23 protein-coding genes are annotated in these 25,720 nt (G+C 66.2%); 19 read left to right on the plus strand and 4 right to left on the minus strand.

Annotated features, from left to right (window positions below; translation table 11 throughout):
- Positions 1-2 precede the first annotated feature (2 nt).
- From ftsW to dnaE, 13 genes are all read left to right on the plus strand, one after another.
- Complete coding sequence (ftsW, locus tag ACLH0K_RS07455) at positions 3-1,331, plus strand: putative lipid II flippase FtsW (RefSeq protein WP_411376157.1); 1,329 nt, start codon at positions 3-5, stop codon at positions 1,329-1,331.
- Between the two features lie 6 nt (positions 1,332-1,337).
- Positions 1,338-2,438, plus strand: a complete 1,101-nt coding sequence (gene murG, locus ACLH0K_RS07460; protein WP_411376158.1) for an undecaprenyldiphospho-muramoylpentapeptide beta-N-acetylglucosaminyltransferase — start codon at positions 1,338-1,340, stop codon at positions 2,436-2,438.
- Positions 2,435-3,829 (plus strand): UDP-N-acetylmuramate--L-alanine ligase, encoded by a 1,395-nt coding sequence (gene murC / locus ACLH0K_RS07465; RefSeq protein ID WP_411376159.1) that lies wholly within the window; start codon positions 2,435-2,437, stop codon positions 3,827-3,829. The genes murG and murC overlap by 4 nt, the downstream gene beginning before the upstream one ends.
- A complete protein-coding gene (locus ACLH0K_RS07470; protein ID WP_411376160.1) occupies positions 3,822-4,802 on the plus strand; it encodes a cell division protein FtsQ/DivIB in 981 nt (326 codons plus the stop codon). The genes murC and ACLH0K_RS07470 overlap by 8 nt, the downstream gene beginning before the upstream one ends.
- A 183-nt stretch (positions 4,803-4,985) precedes the next feature.
- Positions 4,986-6,224: a cell division protein FtsZ gene (gene ftsZ, locus ACLH0K_RS07475; protein ID WP_411376161.1), complete on the plus strand. Its 1,239-nt coding sequence runs from the start codon at positions 4,986-4,988 to the stop codon at positions 6,222-6,224.
- An 8-nt stretch (positions 6,225-6,232) separates the two neighbouring features.
- Positions 6,233-6,922, plus strand: coding sequence for a peptidoglycan editing factor PgeF (gene pgeF / locus ACLH0K_RS07480; RefSeq protein ID WP_411376162.1), 690 nt, complete (start codon positions 6,233-6,235; stop codon positions 6,920-6,922).
- Complete coding sequence (locus ACLH0K_RS07485; protein WP_411376163.1) at positions 6,915-7,652, plus strand: YggS family pyridoxal phosphate-dependent enzyme; 738 nt, start codon at positions 6,915-6,917, stop codon at positions 7,650-7,652. The genes pgeF and ACLH0K_RS07485 overlap by 8 nt, the downstream gene beginning before the upstream one ends.
- Positions 7,653-7,743: 91 nt before the next feature.
- Positions 7,744-8,274, plus strand: a complete 531-nt coding sequence (locus ACLH0K_RS07490; RefSeq protein ID WP_411376164.1) for a cell division protein SepF — start codon at positions 7,744-7,746, stop codon at positions 8,272-8,274.
- Positions 8,275-8,395: 121 nt separating this feature from the next.
- Positions 8,396-8,683 carry a YggT family protein gene (locus tag ACLH0K_RS07495; protein ID WP_411376165.1) on the plus strand — a complete coding sequence of 96 codons (288 nt, stop codon included), beginning with the start codon at positions 8,396-8,398 and terminating at the stop codon, positions 8,681-8,683.
- Between the two features lie 172 nt (positions 8,684-8,855).
- Positions 8,856-9,542, plus strand: a complete 687-nt coding sequence (locus ACLH0K_RS07500; RefSeq protein WP_411376166.1) for a DivIVA domain-containing protein — start codon at positions 8,856-8,858, stop codon at positions 9,540-9,542.
- 90 nt (positions 9,543-9,632) lie between these two features.
- Positions 9,633-10,205, plus strand: a complete 573-nt coding sequence (gene lspA, locus ACLH0K_RS07505; protein WP_411376167.1) for a signal peptidase II — start codon at positions 9,633-9,635, stop codon at positions 10,203-10,205.
- On the plus strand, positions 10,198-11,124 hold the full coding sequence (locus tag ACLH0K_RS07510) for an RluA family pseudouridine synthase (protein WP_411376168.1): 927 nt from the start codon (positions 10,198-10,200) through the stop codon (positions 11,122-11,124). Before lspA ends, ACLH0K_RS07510 begins: the two co-directional genes overlap by 8 nt.
- A 35-nt stretch (positions 11,125-11,159) precedes the next feature.
- Complete coding sequence (dnaE, locus tag ACLH0K_RS07515) at positions 11,160-14,717, plus strand: DNA polymerase III subunit alpha (RefSeq protein WP_411376169.1); 3,558 nt, start codon at positions 11,160-11,162, stop codon at positions 14,715-14,717.
- Positions 14,718-14,788: 71 nt separating this feature from the next.
- Here the strand turns inward: dnaE and ACLH0K_RS07520 are convergent, their stop codons facing one another.
- Positions 14,789-15,289: a flavin reductase family protein gene (locus ACLH0K_RS07520; RefSeq protein WP_411376170.1), complete on the minus strand. Its 501-nt coding sequence runs from the start codon at positions 15,287-15,289 to the stop codon at positions 14,789-14,791.
- Positions 15,290-15,414: 125 nt separating this feature from the next.
- Between ACLH0K_RS07520 and ACLH0K_RS07525 the strand changes: the two genes are divergently transcribed.
- From ACLH0K_RS07525 to nrdR, 3 genes are all read left to right on the plus strand, one after another.
- Entirely contained in the window at positions 15,415-15,981 is a 567-nt protein-coding gene (locus ACLH0K_RS07525) for a hypothetical protein (protein ID WP_411376171.1), read from the plus strand.
- Between the two features lie 9 nt (positions 15,982-15,990).
- Positions 15,991-17,361, plus strand: coding sequence for a histidinol dehydrogenase (gene hisD / locus ACLH0K_RS07530; protein ID WP_411376172.1), 1,371 nt, complete (start codon positions 15,991-15,993; stop codon positions 17,359-17,361).
- A 130-nt stretch (positions 17,362-17,491) separates the two neighbouring features.
- Positions 17,492-17,998, plus strand: coding sequence for a transcriptional regulator NrdR (gene nrdR / locus ACLH0K_RS07535; protein WP_411376430.1), 507 nt, complete (start codon positions 17,492-17,494; stop codon positions 17,996-17,998).
- A gap of 98 nt (positions 17,999-18,096) precedes the next feature.
- Here the strand turns inward: nrdR and ppgK are convergent, their stop codons facing one another.
- Together ppgK and map are read right to left on the minus strand one after the other, a co-directional pair.
- The gene (gene ppgK / locus ACLH0K_RS07540; RefSeq protein ID WP_411376173.1) at positions 18,097-18,900 is read right to left on the minus strand and encodes a polyphosphate--glucose phosphotransferase; all 804 of its coding nucleotides are present in this window, start codon (positions 18,898-18,900) and stop codon (positions 18,097-18,099) included.
- Between the two features lie 121 nt (positions 18,901-19,021).
- The gene (gene map / locus ACLH0K_RS07545; protein WP_411376174.1) at positions 19,022-19,900 is read right to left on the minus strand and encodes a type I methionyl aminopeptidase; all 879 of its coding nucleotides are present in this window, start codon (positions 19,898-19,900) and stop codon (positions 19,022-19,024) included.
- 39 nt (positions 19,901-19,939) lie between these two features.
- Here map and ACLH0K_RS07550 point away from each other — a divergent pair, with 39 nt between their 5' ends.
- Positions 19,940-20,104, plus strand: coding sequence for an SPOR domain-containing protein (locus tag ACLH0K_RS07550; RefSeq protein WP_138139012.1), 165 nt, complete (start codon positions 19,940-19,942; stop codon positions 20,102-20,104).
- Positions 20,105-20,129: 25 nt separating this feature from the next.
- On the opposite strand, the gene panB is transcribed toward ACLH0K_RS07550, so the two are convergent.
- Positions 20,130-21,026 carry a 3-methyl-2-oxobutanoate hydroxymethyltransferase gene (panB, locus tag ACLH0K_RS07555; RefSeq protein WP_411376175.1) on the minus strand — a complete coding sequence of 299 codons (897 nt, stop codon included), beginning with the start codon at positions 21,024-21,026 and terminating at the stop codon, positions 20,130-20,132.
- Between the two features lie 217 nt (positions 21,027-21,243).
- Here panB and glnA point away from each other — a divergent pair, with 217 nt between their 5' ends.
- Positions 21,244-22,584: a type I glutamate--ammonia ligase gene (glnA, locus tag ACLH0K_RS07560; RefSeq protein WP_009359105.1), complete on the plus strand. Its 1,341-nt coding sequence runs from the start codon at positions 21,244-21,246 to the stop codon at positions 22,582-22,584.
- Between the two features lie 9 nt (positions 22,585-22,593).
- Complete coding sequence (locus ACLH0K_RS07565) at positions 22,594-25,605, plus strand: bifunctional [glutamine synthetase] adenylyltransferase/[glutamine synthetase]-adenylyl-L-tyrosine phosphorylase (RefSeq protein ID WP_411376176.1); 3,012 nt, start codon at positions 22,594-22,596, stop codon at positions 25,603-25,605.
- The last annotated feature ends 115 nt before the right edge of the window (positions 25,606-25,720 follow it).

Raw genomic sequence — 25,720 nt, forward strand, 5'->3', positions numbered from 1 at the left:
GAATGGTCAGCACGCCCACCCGGCAGCAGCCCGCGCGCAAGCCTGGTCCGGGTTCCTCGGCCTCTCCTGTCCAGCCGCCGGCAACCCTGCCCGCACGGCTGAGGACCTTCCGCCGCAGGTTCTGGTCCCTGCTCGAAGGCAACGGGACATCCCGGAACGGCTCCACCTACTACCTCATTCTGGGCTCTACCCTGGCCCTGACCGCGATCGGCATCATGATGGTCCTTTCGGCCTCCAGCGTGGAGTCGATCGCGGCCGGGAAGTCACCCTACGGCGATGCGCTCAAGCAGGGCATGTTCGCGGGCATCGGCATCTTCACGATGTTCGTGCTCTCCCGCATCAACGTCACGTGGCTGAAGCGGCTGGCCTGGATCGCCATCGGCGTTGCGCTGGTCCTCCTGGTCCTGGTCCAGGCAGTGGGCGCTGAGGTCAACGGCAACAAGAACTGGATCGACATCGGCGGCATCACCTTCCAGCCGTCCGAGGCATCAAAGCTTGCCCTGGCGCTCTGGATGGCCACGGTCCTGGCGAGGAAGGGCAAGCTGCTCAGCCGCTGGCAGCATGTGGCGGTCCCCGCCGTACCCATGGCCGGAGCCGTCATCGTGCTGGTCATGGTGGGCAACGACCTCGGTACCGCCATGATCATCACGATGATCACCGCCGCCGCCCTGTTCTTTGCCGGGGCACCCGTCTACTTCTTCGGCATCGCAGGCCTGGTGGGAGCCGCCGGAGCTGCCATCATGGCAATCACCAGCCCCAACCGCGTCTGCCGCATCACCTCGTGGTGGACGGGGCAGTCCTGTGCCGACGGCGTCGACGCGAACTACCAGGCAACCAACGGCCTCTACGGGCTTGCCTCCGGCGGCTGGTTCGGGGTGGGCCTCGGCCAAAGCCGGCAGAAGTACAGCTGGATCCCGGAAGCCCACAACGACTTCATCTTCGCCATCATCGGCGAGGAACTCGGCCTGGTGGGAACCGTCGTCGTACTGATCCTCTTTGCCATCCTCGGTGCGGCGATCTACCGCGTCGTGGTGGCCCAGGAGGATGTGTTCCACCGGGTGCTGGCCGGCACCATCATGGTGTGGCTGCTGGGCCAGGCCACCGTCAACATGGCCGTGGTGACCGGGCTGATGCCCGTCATCGGCGTTCCGCTGCCCTTCATCTCCTATGGCGGGTCCGCCCTGCTGATGTCGCTCTGTGCCGTTGGCGTAGTGCTGTCCCTGGCCCGGGAGCAGATGGCCCCGGCTATTCGTCCCAAGAAAATGCTGAAGTTCAAGGCTGGAAGCCGCGGAATGCCAGCGAAGAAGAAGACTGCAAGAAAGCGTGCCTGACCCGAAATGACCCCGAAGACCCCCTCCATCGTCCTGGCGGGCGGCGGGACAGCCGGCCATATCAGCCCGCTCCTTGCCATCGCCGCGGCCCTGCGGACTGCCTGCCCTGGCGCCGCCCTCCTCGCGGTGGGAACCCCTGCCGGGATGGAAACCCGGCTGGTCCCCGCGGCCGGCGTCGAGCTCGCCACCATCGACAGGGTGCCGTTTCCCCGCAGGCCGTCAGTCGACCTGGTCCGGTTGCCCGGCCGCCTGTCCGGCGCCGTCCGGCAGGCCGGGAGCGTCCTGGACGAGGCCCGGGCGGACGTCCTGGTGGGGGTTGGCGGTTACGTCTGCACCCCCATGTACCTGGCCGCCCGGAAACGGCGGATCCCGATTGTGATCCACGAGGCCAATGCCCGTCCCGGCCTGGCCAACAGGGTGGGGGCAATGCTGACGGACCGCGTCGGCGTCGCCTTCGCCGGCACGCCACTCCGCAATGCCATGCACGTCGGCATGCCCATGCGCACCGAAATATCCTCCCTGGACAGGGCCGCCGCGCGTACCGCCGCCAGGGAAGCCCTTGGGCTGGACCCCGACCTGCCCACCCTGATCGTGACCGGCGGCTCACTGGGGGCACAGAGCATCAACCGCACCATCAGCGGAACAGTGGGCCAGCTGGCGGCGGCAGGGATTCAAACCCTGCACATCACCGGGCGCGGCAAGTCGGTGCTGAACGACGCCGGTGCACCACTTGCCGCCGACGGCTACCGCCAGGTGGAATACGTCGACGGCATGGAACTCGCCTACGCGGCGGCTGACCTGCTGTTGGCCCGTGCCGGCGCAGCCACCGTCTCCGAGGTAGCCGCCGTCGGCGTGCCGGCCGTCCTGGTTCCGCTGCCGATCGGCAACGGGGAGCAGGCCCTGAACGCAGCCGGGCTCGTGGCCGCAGGCGGCGCGCTGATGGTGGCGGACCGGAATTTTACCGCCGGTTGGGTGGCCCGGGAGCTGATTCCGCTCATCACCGACAAAGCCAGGCTGGCCACCATGGAAGCCAATTCCTACCGGCTTGGCATCCGAAACGCCGACCAGCGCATGGCTGGCCTCATCCTGGAAGCAGTCAACGCATGAAGCCCCTGAACGTCACCGGTGAACGGTCCGAAGCGGGCCTGGAGTCCCTTGGCAAGGTCCATTTCATCGGCATCGGGGGTGTGGGTATGTCGGCCGTTGCGCGGATCATGGTGGCGCGCGGCGTCCCCGTGAGCGGTTCCGATGCCAAGAACCTTCCGGTCATGGACGACCTCGCAGCCGCAGGTGCCCGCATTTCCGTCGGTTACGACGCCGAGAACCTGGGAGATGCGCAGACAGTAGTGGCGGGTTCGGCCATCCGGGCGGACAATCCTGAACTGGCCGCTGCCCGCGAGGCCGGGCTGCCGGTGCTGCACCGTTCTGAGGCTTTGGCTGCAACCATGGGGGAGGATGTGGTGGTCACGGTCGCGGGCACCCACGGCAAATCCACCACCACGTCCATGGTGACCGTGCTGCTGCAGGGCGCAGGCCTGGATCCTTCATTCGCGATCGGCGCCAATGTGCCCGCCCTGGGCGTGAATGCCGCCCACGGACAATCGGGCATCTTCGTGGCCGAGGCGGATGAATCAGACGGCTCGTTCCTTAACTACCGGCCGAGGATCGCGGTGGTCACCAACGTTGAGCCGGACCACCTGGACCACTATGGCACGGCGGAAGCGGTGTACGAGTCCTTTGACCGGTTCACCGCGCTGCTCCCGGCCGACGGCGTGCTGATCGCCTGTGCGGACGATGCCGGGGCGCGTTCCCTTGCCGAAAGGACGAGGGCACGCGGCAACACCCGCGTGGTCCTCTACGGCACGGAAGAGGGCGCGGACCTGGTGCTGCACGACGGCGGTCCGGGCCAGGTCGCGGTGTCCGGTCCTGCCGGCCAGCACGAAATTTCCCTCCAGGTGCCGGGCCGGCACAACGCGCTCAACGCCGCTGCCGCATTTGCCGTGGCAGGTGAGCTGGGCGTGGAGGCCGGGGCAGCTGCCGCTGCCCTTGCCGGCTTTTCGGGGGCTGCCCGCCGCTTTGAGTTGAAGGGGGAGGGGGGCGGTGTCCGGGTCTACGACGACTACGCCCACCATCCCACCGAAGTCCGCGCAGCGCTGACCGCCGCACGGTCTGTGGCCGCCGGACACAAGGTCCACGTTCTCTTCCAGCCGCACCTGTTTTCCCGCACGCGCGAGTTCTCGAAGGATTTCGCCGAGGCGCTGAACCTGGCCGACACCGCCCTGGTGCTGGACGTCTACCCGGCACGGGAAGACCCTATTCCGGGCGTAACCAGCCAGTTGATTGCTGACCACCTTGGCAGCGGCGGCCGGCTCGTTGCGGCAGCCGAGGCGGTGCAGGCCATCGCCGGGGCCGCCTCCGAAGGGGACATCGTGCTGACCGTTGGCGCGGGGGACGTCACAGCTTACGGGCCCCTGATCGTCGAGGCCCTGCGTGGCTAGCAGCCGCCGGCCCACGTACCGGCCGTCCGGGCGCAGCGGAAGCACCGCGACCGGAGCCGGCAGTGGAAGCAGGCCGGCTTCCCGGCGCCCGGACACGGATGCGGGCGCGGTCATCTCGGCATCCCGGAGCATTCCGGAACCGGTGAAGGAAAAACCAGCCACGTCCACAAAGAGGGGAAGCCCCAAAACATTTCGCCTGCGCGGGCCCGGCAGGGAAAAGGACAAACCGGCCCTGCCCTCCGCCGATGCTGTCAACGTGCTGGCGTTTCCCGAGCCCAGGGGGAAGCGGCGCAGGCGGAAGCTGCTGATGGTGGTGTCGACGGTTGCGGCGCTTGTGGCGGCACTGCTGGCCGGGGCCGTTTATTCGCCGCTCCTCGCGCTGCAAACCGTCAGCGTTTCCGGCACGCGGCTTTTGACCCCGGCCCAGGTGCAGGAGGCGCTGGAGCCGCTGCGCGGCACTCCGCTGCCCCAGATCAGCGACGGGGATGTAGCGCGGCTGCTCGAGCCGCTGGTGCAGGTCAAGTCGGTTTCGGTCGAGGCGCGCCCGCCGTCGGGACTCGCCGTCGCCGTGCGGGAGCGTGTTCCTGTTGCCTTGGTGAAGCAGGGGGAGCAGTACCAGCTGGTGGATGTGGAAGGTGTACAGCTGGCAACCACCGACGATCCGGCGTCGGTATCCCTGCCGGTGATCGACGGCGGCGCCGGGACCATCGGCCAGGACCTGTTCCGCGCCACGGCAGCTGTCCTGGGGGCACTTCCGGCAGACGTTTTGGCAAGGCTGTCCAACGCCTCGGCGCAATCCGTGGACGCCGTGGAGCTCAAGCTCGTGGACGGACAGACCATCATCTGGGGGAACGCGTCGGAGCGGGAACTTAAGGCTAAAGTCTTGGAGGCGCTCCTCAAGGTTCCGGCCGACCCGAAGAACCCGGTTAAGGTTTATGACGTCAGCGTGCCCCGGCACCCGGTAACGCGCTGACGCATTCTTTCGCGGTATTAATCCGACACGCGGACCCGGTTATTGAATGTGGGAACCAGAGGAAATACCGTCACAGACATGAGTTACTTGACATAACTCTAACCTTCAAGCAGAAGGTTAAGGTTGCAGGCTTCAAGCTCACGATCAGTTTTCGCAATAAGACACGAACAAGGGACACGTAACGTGGCAGCTCCGCAGAATTACTTGGCCGTCATCAAAGTCGTCGGCATCGGCGGCGGTGGCGTGAACGCAGTCAACCGCATGATCGAGGTGGGCCTCCGGGGCGTTGAATTCATCGCCATCAATACGGACGCCCAGGCCTTGCTGATGAGCGACGCCGACGTCAAGCTGGACGTGGGACGCGAACTGACCCGTGGCCTTGGCGCGGGAGCGAACCCCGAGGTGGGCAGGCAGGCAGCCGAGGACCACGCGGATGAGATTGAGGAAGTCCTGCGCGGAGCCGACATGGTCTTCGTGACGGCGGGTGAAGGCGGCGGCACGGGCACCGGCGGAGCCCCCGTGGTCGCCCGCATTGCGCGTTCCCTTGGCGCGCTGACCATCGGTGTTGTCACCCGCCCCTTTACGTTCGAGGGCCGCCGCCGCGCAGGCTCTGCAGAGGCCGGCATCGACGCCCTCCGCGACGAAGTGGACACACTGATCGTGATCCCCAACGACCGCCTCCTGTCCATCAGCGACCGCAACGTCTCGGTCCTGGACGCATTCCGCTCCGCCGACCAGGTACTGCTCTCCGGTGTGCAGGGCATCACCGACCTGATCACCACCCCGGGCCTCATCAACCTCGACTTCGCCGACGTGAAGTCCGTGATGCAGGGTGCCGGCTCGGCCCTCATGGGTATCGGATCCGCCCGCGGCGAGGACCGTGCGGTCAAGGCTGCCGAACTCGCCATTGCCTCCCCGCTGCTGGAGGCCTCCATCGACGGCGCCCACGGCGTGCTGCTTTCCATCCAGGGCGGTTCCGACCTCGGCCTGTTCGAAATTAACGAAGCCGCCCGTCTCGTCCAGGAAGTCGCGCACCCCGAGGCCAACATCATCTTTGGTGCCGTCATCGATGACGCCCTCGGCGATGAGGCACGGGTCACCGTCATCGCGGCCGGCTTCGACGACGTCAAGGCCACGTCCCCGTCCATGGACCAGTCCCAGCCCCAGTCGGCTCCGCAACGCCCCGCCGCTCCCGCCGCGGCGCCCGCCCCCGCACAGGCGCCGTCCGCCGGAAACCACCAGGTAAACGTCCAGCCTGTCCACGCCGGCGTCGGCGCCGCAGGACTCAGCAGCTGGGGCCAGCAGCGGCCGTCCGCAGTCCCCGCAGACTCAGGTTTCGACGTCGACCTTCCTTCCGTGGTGGAGCCTGACCTCACAGGCAACCACCCGGATGACCTGGATGTCCCCGATTTCCTGAAGTAGGCCCCGGCTTGTTCCACTGGCGCGCCGACATCCTGCCCGGGGTGTCGGCCGCATTTACTGACACAGGCGCCGGCAACCTCGCCCTGCACGTGGGGGACGACCCCGCGCAGGTGCAACTGCGCCGGGCGGAACTTGAGCGGCAGATGGGCGTGGCGCCTTCCGGCCTCCGGTTCATGAACCAGGTCCACGGAACCACCGTGGCCGTCATGGATAAGGACAGTACAGCCCCCGAGGCCGATTCCATGGTCTCGCGCGGGCTTCCCCTGGCCGTGATGGTGGCGGACTGCATCCCGGTACTGCTGGCAGGTTCCTCCGCCGAGGGCCCGGTACTGGCTGCCGTTCATGCCGGCCGGCCGGGTGTCGCGAACGGCGTCATTCCCGCAACGGTGGACCGGATGAGGTCCCTCGGTGCATCGCAAATCAGCGCCTGGCTGGGGCCCTCCATTTGCGGGAACTGCTACGAGGTTCCTGCCGCCCTGCAGGACGAGGTGGCCGCAGCGGTGCCCGCCGCCCGCAGCACCACCTCCTGGGGGACACCCGGGCTGGACCTTCCGGCCGGGGCCCGGTCCCAACTGCACCAGGCCGGTGTGGACGTGGCCTACTCGGGAGAGTGCACACTGGAGACGGAATCGCTGTTCTCCTACCGGCGGAACCGGAACACCGGCCGCTTTGTTGGCGTGGTGTGGTGCCATGACTGACGCGGCGCCGGCCGGCGACGCGCGGTCCCTTGAGCTTGCCGGCCGGCTTGCGGCCGTGAAGGAACGGATCGCCAGGGCGGCAGCCGCCGCCGGCCACGAACACCCCCTGCCCCGCCTCATCGTCGTGACCAAGTTCCACCCGGCAGAGGACATCCGCCGGCTCGCCGGCCTGGGCGTAACGGACGTTGGTGAAAACAGGGACCAGGAAGCGGCCGGAAAGGCAGCGCAGTTGGCGGACTGCGGCCTCACCTGGCACTTCGTGGGGCAGTTGCAAACCAAGAAAGCCAAGTCTGTGGCCCGGTACGCCGCGGCCGTCCACTCAGTGGACCGGGTCCAGCTGGTGGAGGCCCTGGCAAAGGCCGCCGGCGCCGAACAGGAAAGTGCCGGCCGCGCGCCGCTGGACTGCTTCATCCAGGTCAGCCTGGAGGACGACGCCGGGACGCACCGGGGCGGGGCAATCCCCGCCGACGTGCCGGTGCTGGCCGACCGGATCGCCGAATCAGGTGCGTTGCGGCTGGCCGGAGTCATGGCGGTTGCGCCGCTGGGCGCGCCGCCGGAGCCGGCCTTCGAAAAGCTTGCCGGGGTATCAGCCCGCCTCGTGGCCAGCTACCCGGACGCCACCTCCATCTCGGCCGGCATGAGCCAGGACCTGGAAGCAGCCATCAAATTCGGGGCGACACACCTGCGGATCGGCTCCGATATTCTCGGCCCCCGGCCCGCGGTGGGGTAGCGTCGGAGCTGTTGGAAGTGATGGGCGGGGGACCCCAGTGCTGTCAAATCATTGGGCGGCCCGCTACCTGGGACACGAATAGGAGTCGACCATGGCCGGCGCTCTGCGCAAGACAATGATCTATCTTGGGCTCGCCGACGGCGACGAGTATCACGAGCCCGAGCAACAGACCACACGTAAGGATGAGGACGAAACGATGGAAGCTGACCGCGAGGAGCGCCGTGCGCCCGCACCCGTCCGCGAGGTCAGCCGCGAAGCGTCCTACAGCCCCGAAGAGGAATACCGCGCCCCAGTGACCCCCATCAAGCGTGCGGCCTCCAGCCGCGAAGAGACCACCGGTCTGCGCCAGATCACCACCATCCACCCGCGTTCCTACAACGACGCCAAGCTCATCGGGGAAAGCTTCCGGGACGGCATCCCGGTGATCATGAACGTGACGGACATGGGCGAGGCCGATGCCAAGCGCCTGGTGGACTTCTCTGCGGGGCTCGTTTTCGGCCTGCGGGGGAGCATCGAACGGGTCACCAACAAGGTCTTCCTCCTCTCGCCGTCGTACGTCGAGGTCATCGGTGATGACAAAAAGGCCAGTGACAACCAGGCCAGCTTCTTCAACCAAAGCTGACCAGCAGGCAGGATTCGGATGCCAGGCAGGGACACCTGTCTGGCATCTGTGCTGAAATAGACGAGACACATTGGCAGGCTGCCGCGGCAGCCGCAGCAGACATGGAGATAGAAGTTACGGCATGGGAATTGTTTTCGGACTTGTCTATCTCGCCCTCCTGCTGTTTTTCGTAGCCCTTGTTATCCGCCTGGTCTTCGACTGGGTGCAGATGTTCGCGCGCGAGTGGCGCCCGCGGGGTGTGGCGCTGGTGGCGGCGCACGCCGTCTACTCCATCACAGACCCGCCGCTGAAAGTACTGCGCAGGATGATCCCGCCCCTCCGGCTCGGCGGCATCTCGCTCGACCTTGGATTCCTGATCCTTTTCATTGCGGTGTCCATTGCGATGGGAATCACCAGGGGCCTCGCCTGATCCGTTCCATCGGCCTGCCGTGCGGCCTGGACCTGCGGGAACAGTTACTGTTAGGCGAGGAGACTCCGGTTTGACACCCCGGTGTTGAATTAGAGTAAGCAGACCAAATTTAGGTACCGTAGTTTCGACGGCCGGAAGGCCTACTGACTAACCAGACCAGTGAGGTGACCAGATGGCTTTGACGCCAGAAGACGTTGTCAATAAGCGCTTTCAGCCGACCAAGTTCCGTGAGGGCTACGACCAGGACGAAGTTGATGACTTCCTGGACGAGATCGTCGTTGAACTGCGCCGCCTGAACCAGGAGAACGACGAGCTTCGCAAGAAGCTTGCCGAAGCTGGATCCAGCGTTCCGGCCAGCGCCGCCGCCGCACCCGTGGTGGAGAAGGTCCCCGCGCCCGTCAAGTCCGACAAGGATGAGGCCCGCGAGAAGGCAGAGGCTGAAGCCAAGGCTGCCGAAGCCGCCAAGAAGAAGGACGTCCAGCCGGCCGCTCCCGTTGCCTCCGCCCCTGTTGCTGCGGCCGCCGTCTCCACTCCGTCTGCCGAGTCCGCCGCCGGCCTGCTTGCCATGGCCCAGCAGATGCACGACCGCCACGTCGCCGACGGCCAGGCCCAGAAGGACAAGATCATCGCTGAGGCGCAGATCGAGGCCAGCAGCCTCGTCAACGACGCCCAGGAGAAGTCCCGCAAGATCCTCGGCGCGCTGGAGCAGCAGCGCTCCGTCCTGGAACGCAAGGTGGAGCAGCTGCGCGGCTTCGAGCGCGACTACCGTTCACGCCTCAAGGCCTACATCGAAGGCCAGCTGCGCGACCTTGACGCCCGCGGTTCCGTAGCCACTCCCGAAGTGAGCGAAGCCAACTAGTCCGTCAAGCACGTATTCTGAAAGCCGGTGGCTGAGGATTCCTCGCCGCCGGCTTTCGGCATTGACACCGGTTTTACGAATGAAAGCACCATGACTGACGAACTTGCAGCAGACGCCGCACGCCCGGTTCCGCCCTCTCCAAGTCCACGGCGGGCGGTGCTGCTGTCCCTCTTTGCCGGGTTTGCGGTTTTCGCCTATGTCCTGGACCAGCTGACCAAATTTTGGGTCACCTCCAGCATGGTGGAGGGTGAACGCATCCCTGTCTTCCCGCCGCTGCTGCACTGGTATTTCATCCGCAATTCCGGGGCCGCTTTTTCCATTGGCGAGAATGTGACGTGGGTGTTCTCCATCATCATGGCCGTGGTGGCGGTGGCCATCCTCTTCCAAATCCGGAGGCTTGGCTCCAGGTGGTGGGCTCTGGCACTGGGCCTGCTGCTCGGCGGGGCGCTCGGCAACCTCACGGACCGGCTCTTCCGCGAACCCTCCTTTGGCATGGGGCACGTGGTGGACTTTATCCAGCTGCCCAACTTCGCAATTTTCAACATCGCCGATTCAGCCGTGGTCTCCGCGGTGGCCATTATCTGCATCCTGACCCTGCGCGGCATCGCGCTGGACGGTACGCGCCTGAGTGCCGAACGCAAGGATAAAGCCGGCGATGCCTGAGCGGTATGTCGTCGCGGATGAATTCGCCGGCTCCCGGGCCGACGCCGGACTCGCAGGAATACTTGGCATCTCCCGTTCCGTCGCCGCTTCCCTGATAGCCGGCGGCCATGTGCTGAACCGCGGCAAGGCCCTGGGCAAGTCGGCCAAGCTTGCGGCCGGCGATGTCCTGGACGTCAGCATGCCGGAACGGCGGGACCCGCTGGAAGTCGTGGAGGAAGTTGTGGAAGGCCTGAAGATCCTGCTGGACGACGACGATTTCGTCGTCGTCGATAAACCCGTTGGGGTTGCCGCGCACCCCTCCCCGGGCTGGGTGGGACCAACCGTCGTCGGAGGTCTCGCGGGGGCCGGCTACCGCATTTCCACGTCCGGGTCCCCGGAGCGGGCGGGCATCGTGCACCGGCTCGACGTCGGCACGTCGGGCGTGATGGTCGTGGCCAAGTCCGAACGGGCCTACACAGCCCTGAAGCGGGCGTTCAAGGAACGCACGGTGGACAAGGTGTACCACGCCGTTGTGCAGGGCCTGCCGGATCCGCTGACCGGAACCATCGATGCCCCGATCGGCCGGCACCCCGGGCACGACTGGCGCTTTGCCGTGATCGAGGACGGCCGCCAGTCGGTCACGCACTATGAGGTGCTGGAGGCCTTCGGCAAGGCCAGCCTGGTGGAGGTCCATCTCGAAACGGGACGCACCCACCAGATCCGCGTGCATTTCTCGGCGCTGCGCCACCCGTGTGCCGGGGACCTGACATACGGCGCGGACCCCCGCCTGGCCGCCACGCTGGGCCTGACCCGGCAATGGCTGCATGCCCGCGAACTTGCCTTCGACCACCCGGTGACGGGGGAGCGCGTCAGGGTCACCAGTGATTACCCGCAGGACCTTGCCTACGCCCTGGAGGTGTTGGGATCGGGCCAGGCCTAACGGGTCCGGCGGTGGCCAGCGATTAGAATAGTGCGGTGACTTCCAGCAATGATTCGTTTGTCCACCTGCACACCCACACCGAATATTCCATGCTGGATGGAGCGGCGCGCCTGGGGGAACTGTTCGACGAAACCGAGCGCCTGGGCATGCCCGCACTCGCCACCACCGACCACGGCTACCTGTTCGGCGCCTTCGATTTTTGGCAGAAAGCCAAGGCCAAGGGGATCAAGCCCATCATCGGCGTCGAAGCCTATGTGACACCGGGCACCGCCCGCACGGACAAGGAGCGCGTCCGCTGGGGAGATGAGTCCCAGCGCAAGGACGACGTTTCCGGCGGCGGCTCGTACACCCACATGACGCTCCTGAGCTACAACAACACGGGCATGCGGAACCTGTTCCGGGCATCGTCCATCGCGTCGCTCGATTCGGTGTTCGGCAAATGGCCCCGGCTGGACCGGGAACTGCTCAACACCTACTCCGAGGGCCTTATCGCCACCACCGGCTGCCCGTCCGGTGAAGTGCAGACCAGGCTGCGGCTGGGCCAGTACCGCGAAGCCCTCGAAGCGGCAGCCGAGTTCCGCGACATCTTCGGTGCGGAAAACTACTTCTGTGAACTGATGGACCACGGCCTGGACATCGAACGCCGCGTGACGGGGGACCTGCTGCGCCTGGCCAAGGAACTGAACCTTCCTTTGGTGGCCACCAATGACCTCCACTACACCCACGAACACGACGCCAAGGCGCACGAGGCCCTGCTGGCCATCCAGTCCGGTTCCACCCTGCTGGAGCCCACCTATGACAACGGCGGGTCCCGGTTCGCCTTCTCCGGCAGCGGCTACTACCTGAAGTCCCCGCGGGAAATGCGCGAGCTGTTCCGCGACCACCCCGACGCCTGCGACAACACGCTGCTCATTGCCGAGCGCTGCGAGGTGTCGTTCAACACGGACGCCAACTACATGCCCCGGTTCCCCTGCCCGCCGGGCGAGGACGAGACCTCCTGGCTGGTCAAGGAAGTGGATAAGGGCCTCCAGTACCGGTACCCCGGGGGCATCCCGGACGAGGTCCGCAAGCAGGCGGACTACGAACTGGAAGTCATCACCTCCATGGGATTCCCGGGCTACTTCCTGGTGGTTGCCGACTTCATCAACTGGGCCAAGAACAACGGCATCCGCGTTGGCCCGGGCCGTGGTTCCGGTGCGGGCTCCATGGTTGCCTACGCCATGCGCATCACCGACCTCGACCCGCTGCGCCACGGCCTGATCTTCGAACGCTTCCTCAACCCGGACCGGGTGTCCATGCCCGACTTCGACGTCGACTTCGACGACCGCCGCCGCTCCGAGGTCATCGACTACGTGACCAGGAAGTACGGCGACGAGCGCGTGGCCATGATTGTCACCTACGGCACCATCAAGACCAAGCAGGCGCTGAAGGACTCCTCACGCGTGCTGGGGTACCCGTTCAGCATGGGCGAGCAGCTCACCAAGGCACTGCCCCCGGCCGTCATGGCCAAGGACATTCCGCTGGCCGACATCCAGAACCCCGAAGCCAAGCGCTACAGCGAGGCCGGGGACTTCCGTCAGCTGATCAGCACGGACCCGGAAGCGGCCAAGGTGTTCGAGACCGCCCTGGGCATCGAGGGGCTGAAGCGCCAGTGGGGTGTCCACGCTGCCGGCGTGATCATGTCCTCGGACCCCATCATCGACGTCATTCCGATCATGCGCCGCTTCCAGGACGGCCAGGTCATCACGCAGTTCGACTACCCCACGTCCGAGGGCCTTGGCCTGATCAAGATGGACTTCCTGGGCCTGCGGAACCTGACGATCATTTCCGACGCCCTCGAGAACATCAAGATGAACCGCGGCATCGACCTGGACCTCGAGAAGCTGGAGCTCGACGACGCCGAGTCCTACGAGCTCCTGGCCCGTGGCGACACGCTGGGCGTCTTCCAGCTCGACGGCGGGCCCATGAGGTCCCTGCTGAAGCTGATGAAGCCGGACAACTTCGAAGACATTTCGGCCGTCCTGGCGCTGTACCGGCCGGGTCCCATGGGCGCCAACGCGCACACCGACTACGCGCTGCGCAAGAACGGCGTCCAGGAAGTCATCCCGATCCACCCCGAGCTGGAGGAACCCCTCAAGGAAATCCTCGGCGGGACGTTCGGCCTGATCGTCTACCAGGAACAGGTTATGGCCGTGGCGCAGAAGCTCGCCGGCTACTCGCTTGGCCAGGCAGACATCCTCCGCCGTGCCATGGGCAAAAAGAAGAAGTCCGAACTCGACAAGCAGTTTGCGGGCTTTTCGCAGGGCATGCAGGACAACGGCTACTCGATGGAAGCCGTCAAAACCCTGTGGGACATCCTGCTGCCGTTCTCCGACTACGCCTTCAACAAGGCGCACTCCGCGGCCTATGGCGTGATTTCCTACTGGACGGCCTACCTGAAGGCGCATTACGCGCCGGAGTACATGGCAGCGCTGCTCACCTCGGTGGGCGACGACAAGGACAAGTCCGCCATATACCTCAACGAGTGCCGGCGCATGGGCATCACCGTGCTGCCGCCGGACGTCAACGAGTCGGCCCTCAACTTCACCCCTGTGGGCAATGACATCCGCTTCGGCATGGGCGCCATCCGCAACGTGGGCGTCAACGCGGTGGAAGCCATGGTGGCGGCCCGCGAAAGCCAGGGCGCCTTCACCTCCTTCAAGGACTACCTGATGAAGGTCCCGGCGGTGGTCTGCAACAAGCGCACCATCGAATCGCTGATCAAGTCCGGCGCCTTCGACTCGCTCGGTCACAACCGGCGCGCCCTCGCCATGGTGCATGAGGAAGCCATCGACTCCGTCATCACGCTGAAGCGGAACGAGGCGATCGGCCAGTTCGACCTTTTCGCCGGCATTGAGGAGACCGAGTCGGAGTCCTCGCTGAGCATCGAAATCCCCGACCTGCCGGAGTGGGAGAAGAAGGACAAGCTGTCCTTCGAGCGCGACATGCTGGGCCTGTACGTGTCCGACCATCCGCTGCAGGGCCTTGAAGGGGTGCTGAGCCAGCACGCTGAAATGAGCATCACGTCGGTGTTGGGCGAGGACGGGCCCCAGGACGGCGCCATCATCACCATCGCAGGCATGATCACCTCGCTCAGCCGGCGCATCGCCAAGGCCAGCGGCAACGCCTACGCCCGGGCCGAAGTGGAGGACCTGGGCGGCTCGATGGAAGTGATGTTCTTCGGGCAGGTGTACGGCCCCATCGCCTCGGTGCTCGCCGAGGACCTGATCGTGGTGGTCAAGGGGCGGTTGCAGAAGCGCGACGACGGCGCCATCACTCTGAACTGCATGGAGCTTTCGGTCCCTGACCTCAGTGAAGGGATGAACGGTCCGCTGGTGATCACGATGCCCACGCACAAGGCCACCGAGGCCGTGGTCACGGAACTGGGCGACGTATTGCGCACGCACCGGGGCAACTCCGAAGTGCGCCTGCACCTGCAGGGTGACACCAGCACCGAGGTCATGGGGCTGCCGGTCCATTTGCGCGTAAATCCCAGCCCGTCACTCTTCGGCGACCTTAAGGTGCTGCTCGGCCCTGCCTGCCTGGACGCGTAGGGAAGGCGATAACGACGGCGGGAGGCACCTTCCGCCGTCGTCCGCCGTCCAGTGGGGGAGCTTGAAAGGGCTCAGATCTCGTAATCCAGCGGCACGGGCTGGCCGTACGCTCCGCCGTGGTAGAGCAGGGGCGAACCGTCCCCGCCCACCTGGCCGTCCACCACCTGGACCACCACCACGGCGTTGTTTTCAAAGGACAGCCGCATCTGAACTTCGCCGATCAGCCATCCGGCCACGTCGTTCAGGATGGGCACCCCGTGCGGGCCAATCTCCCAGTGGTTGCCTTCGAAGCGGTTGCCAGGGCTGGCAAAGCGGGCCGCCAGTTCCTGGTTCTCCAGGCCGAGCATGTGGACACCCAGGTACTGGGTGTTGGCCACTGCGGGCCAGGACCTGGAACTGCGCGCCATATTGAAGGTGAACCGGGGCGGCTTGGCGGACAGGGATGCCACGGAGGTGGCCGTGAACCCGTAGGGCTCGTCCTGGTAGTTCACCGTGATGATGGCCACCCCGGCCGCATGGCGCCGGAACATCTCCCGGAACGTCTGCTCATAGGGTGCGCTGTTGCTGGTCACCGGAACTCCTGACAGGTGGTTGGACACTTCACTCCAAGCGTATTCTCCGGCGCGTGCCGTGGCGGCACATCCAGGCGGACGGGTCTTCCGGTTGCGCTGCCGGAACATTTGTTAAGGTTTGTGGCATGACGAGAATTACCCGCCGCATCCCGGCGCGGCTGCCGTGGGCACTCCTGGTGGTTCCGGCGTTGGCCGGTGTTCCCGCGGGAATTTTGTGGTGGCTGCTTGCGCCCGGGGGACTGAACCTGATCACCAGGGACCCCACCCTCGCCACCGGCGGCAACCCGGCGGTCTGGCTTCCGCGCGACCTGACCCTCGCCGGACTGATGCTGTTCGCCGGCTGCCTGCTGGCCGTGTTCCTTGCGGGGAAAAAGCGCTCCAACCCGCAGGCCGCCCTGGTACTCGCGCTGGCAGGCGCGCTGGTGGGGAATGTGGTGGCCTGGCAGTCCGGGATTCTCTCCGCGCGCCTGTGGGGACCCGCCGTCGACTCCTCGGCAAACGCCAGCATCGCCTTCTCGCTTCGCGCACTGCCGGTGCTGCTGCTCTGGCCCGCGGCCACTGCGGTGTCCGTTTTCGTGCTGGAACTGTTGGCCCTGCTCAATAAGAAGCCCGGCTCTGACAGTGTGCCGTCGTTCCCGGGGGAGCCGGGGCATGGCCGGGCAGCCGGCAGGGGCACGCAGAACGCCCCGTAAAATGGTGCGGTGACCATCTCATCGGAGTTTCCCGCCCCCGCAACCGCCGCCGTGAACTACCGCACCATCGACGTCCGCGGACAAAACCTCACGCTGGCGGGCCTCCGGGCGGCCGTGCCCCGGGCGAAGGGCCAGACTGTTGCCAGCGCGGAAGAGAAGGTCCTGGAGATCATCGCCGCCGTTCGCGGCCGTGGCTTTGAGGCGCTCTCGGAACTTGCGCTGCGGTTCGACGGCGTGGCGCAGGAACACCCGCGCGTTCCCCGGGAGGCGCTGGAGTCTGCACTGGAGCAGTTGGATCCCGCCGTCCGCCGCGCCCTCGAGGAATCCATCAGCCGGGCGCGCCGGTTCGCGGACGGGCAGCGTCCGCGCAACGTCGACGTCGCGCTTGGCGACGGTGCAGTGGTGAGCCAGAACTGGGTCCCGGTGGCGCGCGTCGGCCTCTACGTTCCCGGCGGCCTGGCCGTGTATCCGTCCTCGGTGGTCATGAACGTGGTTCCCGCCCTCGCAGCCGGGGTGGAGTCCATCGCGCTTGCCTCCCCGCCGCAGAAGGAGTTCGGCGGACTGCCCCACCCCACCATCCTCGCCGCGGCCGAACTGCTGGGCATCAGCGAGGTCTACGCGATCGGCGGAGCGCAGGCCATCGCCGCATTCGCCTACGGCGTTCCCGGCACCTCCGTCGGTCCCGCGCTGGAACCCGTGGACGTGGTGACAGGGCCGGGCAACATCTTTGTTGCCACGGCCAAGCGCCTGGTGAAAGGCGTTGTGGGCATCGACTCCGAGGCCGGGACCACGGAAATCGCGATTCTCGCCGATGCCACCGCGCAGCCCGCTTTGGTGGCTGCCGACCTGATCAGCCAGGCGGAACACGATCCGCAGGCTGCCTCTGTCCTCATCACCGACTCGGAGGACCTGGCCGCCGCAGTCCGTGCCGAGCTTGACCGGCAGGCGGCTGCCACAAAGCACTCTGCCCGGGTCCGCGAAGCGCTGTCCGGGCCCCAGTCCGGCGTCGTGCTGGTGGAGGACTTGGACCAGGGCATCGCCGCCTGTGACGCCTACGCCGCAGAGCACCTGGAGATCATGACCGGGGACGCCGCAGCCGTGGCCGCCCGCATCCGCAACGCCGGTGCCATCTTCGTGGGGGACTACAGTCCCGTAAGCCTTGGCGACTACTGCGCCGGCTCCAACCACGTCCTGCCCACCAGCGGCACCGCAGCATTTTCGTCGGGTCTCAATGTGACTACCTTCCTGCGCGCCATCCAGGTGGTCAACTACAGCAAGGCGGCGCTTGAGGAAGTCAGCAGCCACATCGTAAATCTCTCCCGGGCCGAGGACCTCCCCGCGCACGGCGACGCAGTGACGGTCCGGTTCTCCGGATCCTAGCCACTACATCTGGTAATTACAGGCTTGTTATTAGCCCACATGTAGCCGTAAACTGGGAGGCGCCATAGCGCGCTGGTGTTCGCGCGCCCAGAGGGAGTCCCGGCAACGGGACATGCGAGAGAGGGACGCAATGTACTGTCCGTTCTGCCGCAATCCTGATTCCCGCGTGGTGGACAGCCGCATGGCGGATGACGGCTCCTCCATCCGGCGCCGCCGGCAGTGCCCGGAGTGCGGCCGCCGGTTCACCACGGTTGAGACCACCAGCCTCACCGTCATCAAACGCTCCGGCGTTGGCGAGCCCTTCAGCCGTGCCAAGGTGATCAACGGGGTCCGCAAGGCCTGCCAGGGACGGCCCGTCAGCGAGGATGACCTCGCGCTGCTCGCGCAGGAAGTCGAAGAGCAGATCCGGGCTTCGGGTGCCGCCGAAATCGACGCCCACGAGGTGGGGCTCGTCATCCTCGGGCCGCTCCAAAAGCTGGACAAAGTAGCGTACCTGCGCTTCGCCAGCGTCTACCAGGCGTTCGAATCGCTGGAGGATTTCGAAACCGCCATCGCCCTGCTGCGGCATGAAGGCGAGGAAGACTCCAAGGGCACGGCAGCCAGGAACGCCAAGGGCGCGGAGAAGACACCCCTGTAGCCTCCGGTGGCGGCAGCGGAGGGGAAGCTGCAGCTGCCACCGGCGCATCAACGCAAAACGCCCCGTCCGGCCAGGACGGGGCGTTCTGTGTTGCCGGCCTACTTCGCCAGCTTGTGCTTCAGGGCAATCTCGATGGCCGCGCCCACGATGCCGGCCTCGTTGCGGAGGACTGCCGGCACAATCGGGGTCCGGAGCTTCAGCTTGGGCAGGTACTCGTCGGCACGCTTGGAGATGCCGCCGCCCACAATGAACAGTTCCGGGGAGAACAGGAACTCCACGTGCGAGAAGTAGCGCTGCAGGAGCACGCTGTATTCGTCCCAGGTCAAACCGTCGCGTTCGCGTGCCACCGCCGAAGCCTTGGTTTCGGCGTCGAAGCCGTCGATTTCGAGGTGCCCGAGTTCGGCGTTCGGGACGAGCTTGCCGTCGAAGATGAAGGCCGAGCCAATGCCCGTGCCCAGGGTAATCACCAGGACCGTGCCGCCAACGCCGGCGCCGGCGCCGTAGCGGGCTTCGGCAAGGCCGGCGGCGTCGGCGTCGTTAATGACTTCCACCGGCCGGTTGAGCCGGGCCGTCATCATCGCATCGATGTCAGTGCCCAGCCAGGCCTTGTCCACGTTGGCGGCTGAATGCACCACGCCGTGCTGGATGATGCCCGGGAAGGTGACACCCACGGGGGAATCGGGGGCGGGCGCTTCCGGGCGGGCCGAGAGTTCGGCCACCACCAGTGCCACGGCCTCCGTCACGGCCTCGGGCGTTGCGGGCTGCGGTGTGGGAACCCGGAACCGTTCGCCCAGGAGTTTGCCCTTCTTGAGGTCGACAATGCCGCCCTTGATTCCCGTGCCTCCGATGTCGATGCCGATCAGCGGGGCTTTCTTCTGCGGTTTTTCGTCCTTTTTGGCCAAAATGCATTTCCGTTCGTGGCAGTGCGGGCAGGGGAAGGGCGGCCGGTGGCCTCCCGAAAGGGGTGTCCGGCGGAATGCCGGACGTTGCGGTGCAGGAAATTGGTGCGTTGCGCTTTGCCCGTCAGGGCAAGGTGAGGATTTCGGCTCCGGATTCGGTGACCAGCAGGGTGTGCTCGAACTGGGCGGTGCGTTTGCGGTCCTTGGTCACCACGGTCCAGTCGTCGGACCACATGTCCCACTCCACCGTGCCCAGCGTGAGCATCGGCTCAATGGTGAACACCATGCCGCTTTCGATCACGGTGTTGTAGGCCGGGGCGGCGTCGTAGTGCGGGATGATCAGCCCGGTGTGGAACGCCTCGCCGACGCCGTGCCCCGTGAAGTCCCGGACCACGCCGTAGCCGAACCGCTTGGCGTAGGACTGGATGGCACGGCCGATGACGTTGATTTCACGGCCGGGTGCCACCGCCTTGATGGCCCGGTTCAGTGACTCCTGCGTCCGCTCCACCAGCAGGCGTGACTCTTCATCCACGTCGCCCACCATGAAGGTGTAGTTGGTGTCGCCGTGGACACCGTTGATGTAGGCCGTGATGTCGATGTTGATGATGTCGCCATCCCGCACCACCGTGCTGTCCGGGATGCCGTGGCAAATAACCTCATTCAACGAGGAGCACAACGACTTCGGGAAGCCCCGGTAGCCAAGCGTGGACGGGTACGCGTTATGGTCCAGCAGGAATTCGTGGCCCACCTTGTCCAGCTGGTCCGTGGTGACACCAGGCTGGATGTGCTTGCCCACCTCCACGATGGCCTGGGCCGCGATCATTCCGGCGATGCGGATCTTCTCGATGGTCTCGGCGGACTTCACTTCCGAACCCGTGAACTTCGCGGGAGCGGGCTTGCCCACATACTCCGGGCGGGGGATGGACGCCGGGACTGGACGCTGCGGACTTACGGTACCGGGGGTGAGGGTGCCGATGGGTGCAGTGGAGGCAAGGGAAGGCATAGATTGATCATATAAGGCACGGCAGAACGGGGAGCAACGATGACTGAGTACTGGTACAACATCAAGACCCACGAGGTGGAAGAGGACCGGCTCTCCGACTGGAGCCAGCTGATCGGGCCTTACCAGAGCCGGGAAGAGGCCGAACACGCCCTCGAAAAGGTCCGGGCGCGGAATGAGGCCTGGGAAAAGGACGACGACGACTGAGGCCAGGGTGCCTTAGCCGCCTCTACTAGAACGTGTGTTCCGGGCCGGGGAACTGGCCGGACCTGACGTCCTCGCCGTAGGCGGTTGCGGCTGCCAGCAGGGTGTTGCGCAGGTCCGCGTACTGCTTCACGAACTTGGCCATCCTCCCGCCCCGCAGGCCCGCCATGTCCTGCCAGACGAGCACCTGGCCGGTGGTTTCCTTGCCTGCGCCGATGCCCACGGTGGGAACAGCAACGGCGGCGTCCACTGCCGCTGCGGTTTCGGCCGGCACCATTTCCATCAGCACGCAAAAGGCCCCCGCCGCCTCCAGCGCCACGGCCTCATCGATGAGCCGCCGGGCGTCGTCGCCGCGGCCCTGCACCCGGTAACCGCCCAGGGCGTGTTCGCTCTGCGGGGTGAAGCCGATATGCGCCATAACGGGGATTCCCGCCTGCACCATGGCCTGCACGGTGGGTGCGTAAAACTTGCCGCCCTCGATCTTGACGGCGTGGGCCAGGCCCTCCTTGAGGAAGCGGACTCCGGTAGCCACCGCCTGTTCCGCGGAAACCTCGTAACTGCCGAAGGGCAGGTCCGCCACAACCAGCGCCCGCTTGGCGGAACGGGCCACCGCGCGGCAGAGGGGAAGCAGTTCTTCCACGGTGACCGGAAGGCTTGTTTCATTGCCGAAGACATTGTTGGAGGCCGAATCGCCCACCAGGAGGACCTCGATGCCCGCGGCGTCGAAGATTTCGGCCGTGTACTGCTCGTACGCCGTGAGCATCGCAAACTTTGTGCCGTCCCGCTTGGCCTGCTGCAGGTGATGGATGCGCACCTTCGCCGGCTTTGGCCCCGTTGCGCCGGCGGATGGCTGCGCCGGCCCTTCGCCATAGGGTGCCGGGACGTCTGAGGACGTGCTGGAGTTCGCGCTGTTGGTTGAGGCCATGGCACGAGCGTAGTGCTGTGGCCGCGGTCCTAGCTACCACCGTCGCCCGGACCCCCGCGTGATACGTGTCATAAGCCCGTGTTAACGGTGTGTTACGCGCCGCGCAGGCTCCAGCACGGGCGCGGAATGCTTAGTACAGTAATTGTGAACTGCTCCTGGCTGCCCCCCACTTTCGCGCGGGCCCGGAGCATGGACGTTGACCGGAGAAGAGGCCATCATGGACCGCCAGCAAGAGTTTGTCCTGCGCACAATCGAAGAGCGCGACGTACGTTTCGTGCGCCTGTGGTTCACCGACGTCGTGGGTTCGCTCAAGTCCGTGGCCCTCGCCCCGGCCGAGGTGGAGGGCGCTTTCGAGGAGGGACTCGGCTTTGACGGGTCCGCTATTGAGGGCCTGGCCCGCGTCTTCGAGTCGGACATGCTGGCACAGCCCGACCCGTCCACGTTCCAGATCCTGCCGTGGCGCGGGGAAACGGAACAGACCTCAAGGATGTTCTGCGACATCCTTACCCCGGACGGTGAACCGTCCGCCGCTGACCCGCGCAACGTCCTCAAGCGGACCCTCGCCAAGGCCGCGGACATGGGCTTCACCTGCTACACCCACCCGGAGATCGAGTTCTATCTGCTGAAGTCCCAGGAACTCGGCCCGGACGGTGCACCGGTGCCGGTGGACGAGGGCGGCTACTTTGATCATGTCCCGGGCGGCGTTGCACAGGACTTCCGCCGCACAGCCGTCACCATGCTGGAATCGGTGGGCATCTCGGTGGAGTTCAGCCACCACGAGGGCGGGCCCGGCCAGAACGAAATTGACCTGCGCTACGCCGACGCCCTGCAGACGGCGGACAACATCATGACCTTCCGCACTGTCATCAAGGAGGTGGCGCTGCAGCAGGGCACCTACGCCACCTTCATGCCCAAACCGTTCACGGCCCACCCGGGTTCGGGCATGCACACCCACTTCTCGCTGTTCGAGGGCGACACCAACGCCTTTTATGAGGCCGGCGCAGAATTCCAGCTGTCCAAGACGGCCCGCCAGTTCATCGCGGGCATTCTCAAGCACGCACCGGAATTCACCGCCGTCACCAACCAGTTCGTGAATTCCTACAAGCGCCTGTGGGGCGGCGGTGAAGCTCCAAGCTACCTGAGCTGGGGCCACAACAACCGCTCCGCCCTGGTCCGCGTGCCGCTGTACAAGCCCGGCAAGGGCCAGTCCGCGCGGATCGAATACCGCGGCATCGACTCGGCGGCCAACCCGTACCTTGCCTACGCCGTGCTCCTTGGCGCAGGGCTGAAGGGCATCGAGGAGGGCTACGACCTTCCGGCCGCCGCCGAAGACGACGTCTGGTCGCTGAGCTCCGCGGAGCGGCGCGCCATGGGCCACGACCCGCTGCCGGCAAGCCTGCACGATGCCATCCGCTCGATGGAGGATTCGGAACTCATGCCGCAGATCCTGGGCGAGCAGGTCTTCGAGCACTTCCTGCGCAACAAGCGTGCCGAGTGGCAGGACTACCGGCTGCAGGTTACGCCCTACGAGCTGCAGCGCAACCTCGGTATCCTCTAGGGGGCGGGCGTGAGCCTGGCGCGCCGCCTTATTGCGGCCGGATTCAGCGACCTGGACAAGGGTGAACGCTTCCTGGCGGCCCCGGAACTGGAGGGGCTGGACCAGGACACGCTGTTCGCCGGACTGCAGATGGCCGCGAGCCCGGACACGGCCCTGCAGTCGCTGGTCCGGCTCATTGAGAAACACCCGGACCTTCGGGGCCTGGCCGGTGCCGGGTCCGAGGCCAGTGAGCCGCTTTACCGTGTCCTGGGCGCTTCGGAAGCGCTGGGCGAGTTCCTGATCCGGCATCCCGAACACCTGGAGGCCTTCAACGTCCGGCCCAGCCCGGAACCGCTCCCGGCGGATCCGCTGCAGCTGCGCGCGGGCCTGCTGCAGTCTGTGGGGGCGGACCCGCGTGCAGCCCGCCCCGTAGCTGCAGTAACAGGGCCGGAAGCCTACGCCGCCCTGCGTGTCGCGTACCGCAGGGGAGTGGTGGACCTTGCCGTAAAGGACCTGTGCGCCGCTGATCCGCTGGACTTCCTGCCCTCGGTGGGCGGGGAGTTGGCGGACCTCGCGGCGGCGGCCATCGAAGCGGCGCTTGCTGTGTCGCGTGCCGAGGCGGTGGAACAGTACAGCGCCTCAGACATTGCCGACGTCGGACTGGCCGTGATCGGCATGGGCAAATGCGGCGCCCGCGAACTCAACTATATTTCCGACGTCGACGTTATCTATGTCGTGGACGGCGGAAGCCTGGAAGACGCGCAGGCCGCCACGATCGGTACCGCCCTCGCCAGCGGGATTTCCCGTGCCATTTCCTCCGTGGCCAGGGAACCGGGCCTGTGGGAGGTTGACCCGAACCTGCGCCCGGAGGGCAAGTCCGGCCCCCTGGTGCGCACCCTGGCCTCGCACGAGGCCTACTACGCACGCTGGGCTGAAAGCTGGGAGTTCCAGGCCCTGCTGAAAGCGCGCACCATAGCCGGAGACGCCGACCTCGGGCGCCGGTACGAGGAAGCCGTGGCCCCATTGATCTGGAGTTCCGCCGGTCGCGACGGCTTCGTCGAATCGGTGCAGGCCATGAGGCGGCGGGTCACCGAGCACATTCCCGCAGCGGAAGAGCAACGGCAGATCAAGCTCGGCCGCGGCGGCCTGCGGGACGTTGAGTTCACCGTCCAGCTGCTGCAGCTGGTCCACGGCAAGGCGGATGAAACACTGCGGCGGCGGGATACCACCTCCGCCATCGCAGCACTGTCCGCGGGAGGGTACATAGGACGGACGGACGCCGCCGCCTTCGACAAGGCCTACCGCTACCTTCGGCTGCTGGAGCACCGGATCCAGCTGTTCCAGTTGCGGCGGACACATCTCATGCCTGTTGCCGAACCCGCCCTGCGGGCGCTGGCGAAGGCGGTCCTGGGGCCTTTCTCGAACGAACGGCCGCACCCGGACGCACTGCTGGCGGCATGGCAGAAGACCAAGCGCTCCGTCCGGGAACTGCACGAACGCATTTTCTACCGGCCGCTGCTGAACACGGCCGCCAGATTGAGCAGCGAAGATGCCAGGTTGTCGCCGGAGGCGGCGCAGGGCCGCCTTGCCGCGCTTGGCTACCGCGATCCGCAGGGTGCCATGCGGCACATCGAAGCCCTTACCGCCGGAGTCAGCCGGCGGGCCGCATTGCAGCGGCAGTTGCTGCCGATCCTCCTGGACTGGCTGGCCGAAGGAGTGGATCCCGACGCCGGGCTGCTGGCCTTCCGGCGGGTAAGTGAAGCGCTGGGAACAACGCACTGGTACCTGGGCCTGTTGCGGGACTCGAATGCCGCTGCCGAGCGGCTGTGCCATATGCTGTCCAACTCGCGGCTTATCGCCGACCTGCTGGAGGTTTCGCCGGAATCCGTAGCGTGGCTGGGACAGGACAAGGACCTTTTGCCGGTGCCGTTCGAGGCGCAGTGGCAGGAAATTCAGTCAAAAATGTCGCGGCATGCCGACCCGGAAAGCGCCATGCGCCTGATCCGGCTTATCCGCCGGCGCGAGATCCTGCGCATCGCTGTTGCTGATGCGGTTGGCCTGCTGGACCAGGACCAGGTGGGAGCCGCCTTGGCGGACACGGACCGGGCAGCTGTACTGGGTGCCCTCCGGGTGGCGGAAAACGTGGTCTCGGCCACCGGACCCCTGAAGACTTCCGTGCTGGTGGTGGCCATGGGGCGCCAGGGCGGACGTGAAATCGGCTACGGCTCGGATGCGGACGTGATGTACGTGCACCGGGCACTCCCGGGCTTCACGCAGGAAGAAGCGCAGGAACAGGCGTCCCGGATTGTCGGAAAGATCTCCAGCCTGCTGACGCAGCCCGTCAAGCCCGCCATCATGGCCGAACGCGTGCTCAAGATCGACGCCGACCTGCGCCCGGAGGGAAAGAACGGCGCGATGGTCCGCTCCCTGGAATCCTATGCGGAGTATTACCGCCGCTGGTCGCTCATCTGGGAGGCCCAGGCCTTGCTGCGTGCACGTCCCATGGCAGGCGACGACGGGCTGGCCGCGGACTTCCTGGCGCTCATCGACCCCATCCGGTATCCGGAGGCGGTAGCAGAACAGGATGTCCGGGAGATCCGCCGCATCAAGGCGCGGGTGGAGTCGGAACGGCTGCCGCGCGGGGCGGATCCTGCCCGGCACCTGAAGCTGGGGCGCGGCGGCCTGAGCGACGTCGAATGGCTGGTCCAGCTCCTGCAGCTCCAGCATGCCGGCAGGCACCCGGAGCTGCGGACCACTTCCACGGTTGCGGCACTGCAAGCCGCTGCGGAGCTTGGCCTGCTCACGAAGGAAGATGCGGACCTGCTGTGCACGGCGTGGCGTCTGGCAAGCCGGATCAGGTCCGCCAACGTCATCTGGAACGGCAAGTCCTCGGACCTGCTGCCTTCTTCCCGGCGGGACCTTGAAGCGGTGGCGCGGTGGTGCGGCTACGAGCCCGGCAACGCCACTGCCTTGGAGGAGGACTACCTGCGGGTCAGCCGCCGGGCACGGGCGGTCTTTGAGCGCCTCTTCTACGGCTCCTAACCCGTGGCGGGCCCGGCACGGCATTGCGTTCAGCAAGCGATTGCACGATTATGTGGGTGGCGGTGTTCTTCAACCTTGTTGGGGGGAAGGCCTAATTAGTCTTCGTCTCGGGGGG

The organism is Arthrobacter sp. MPF02, from assembly GCF_046605375.1.
Lineage (GTDB): Bacteria > Actinomycetota > Actinomycetes > Actinomycetales > Micrococcaceae > Arthrobacter.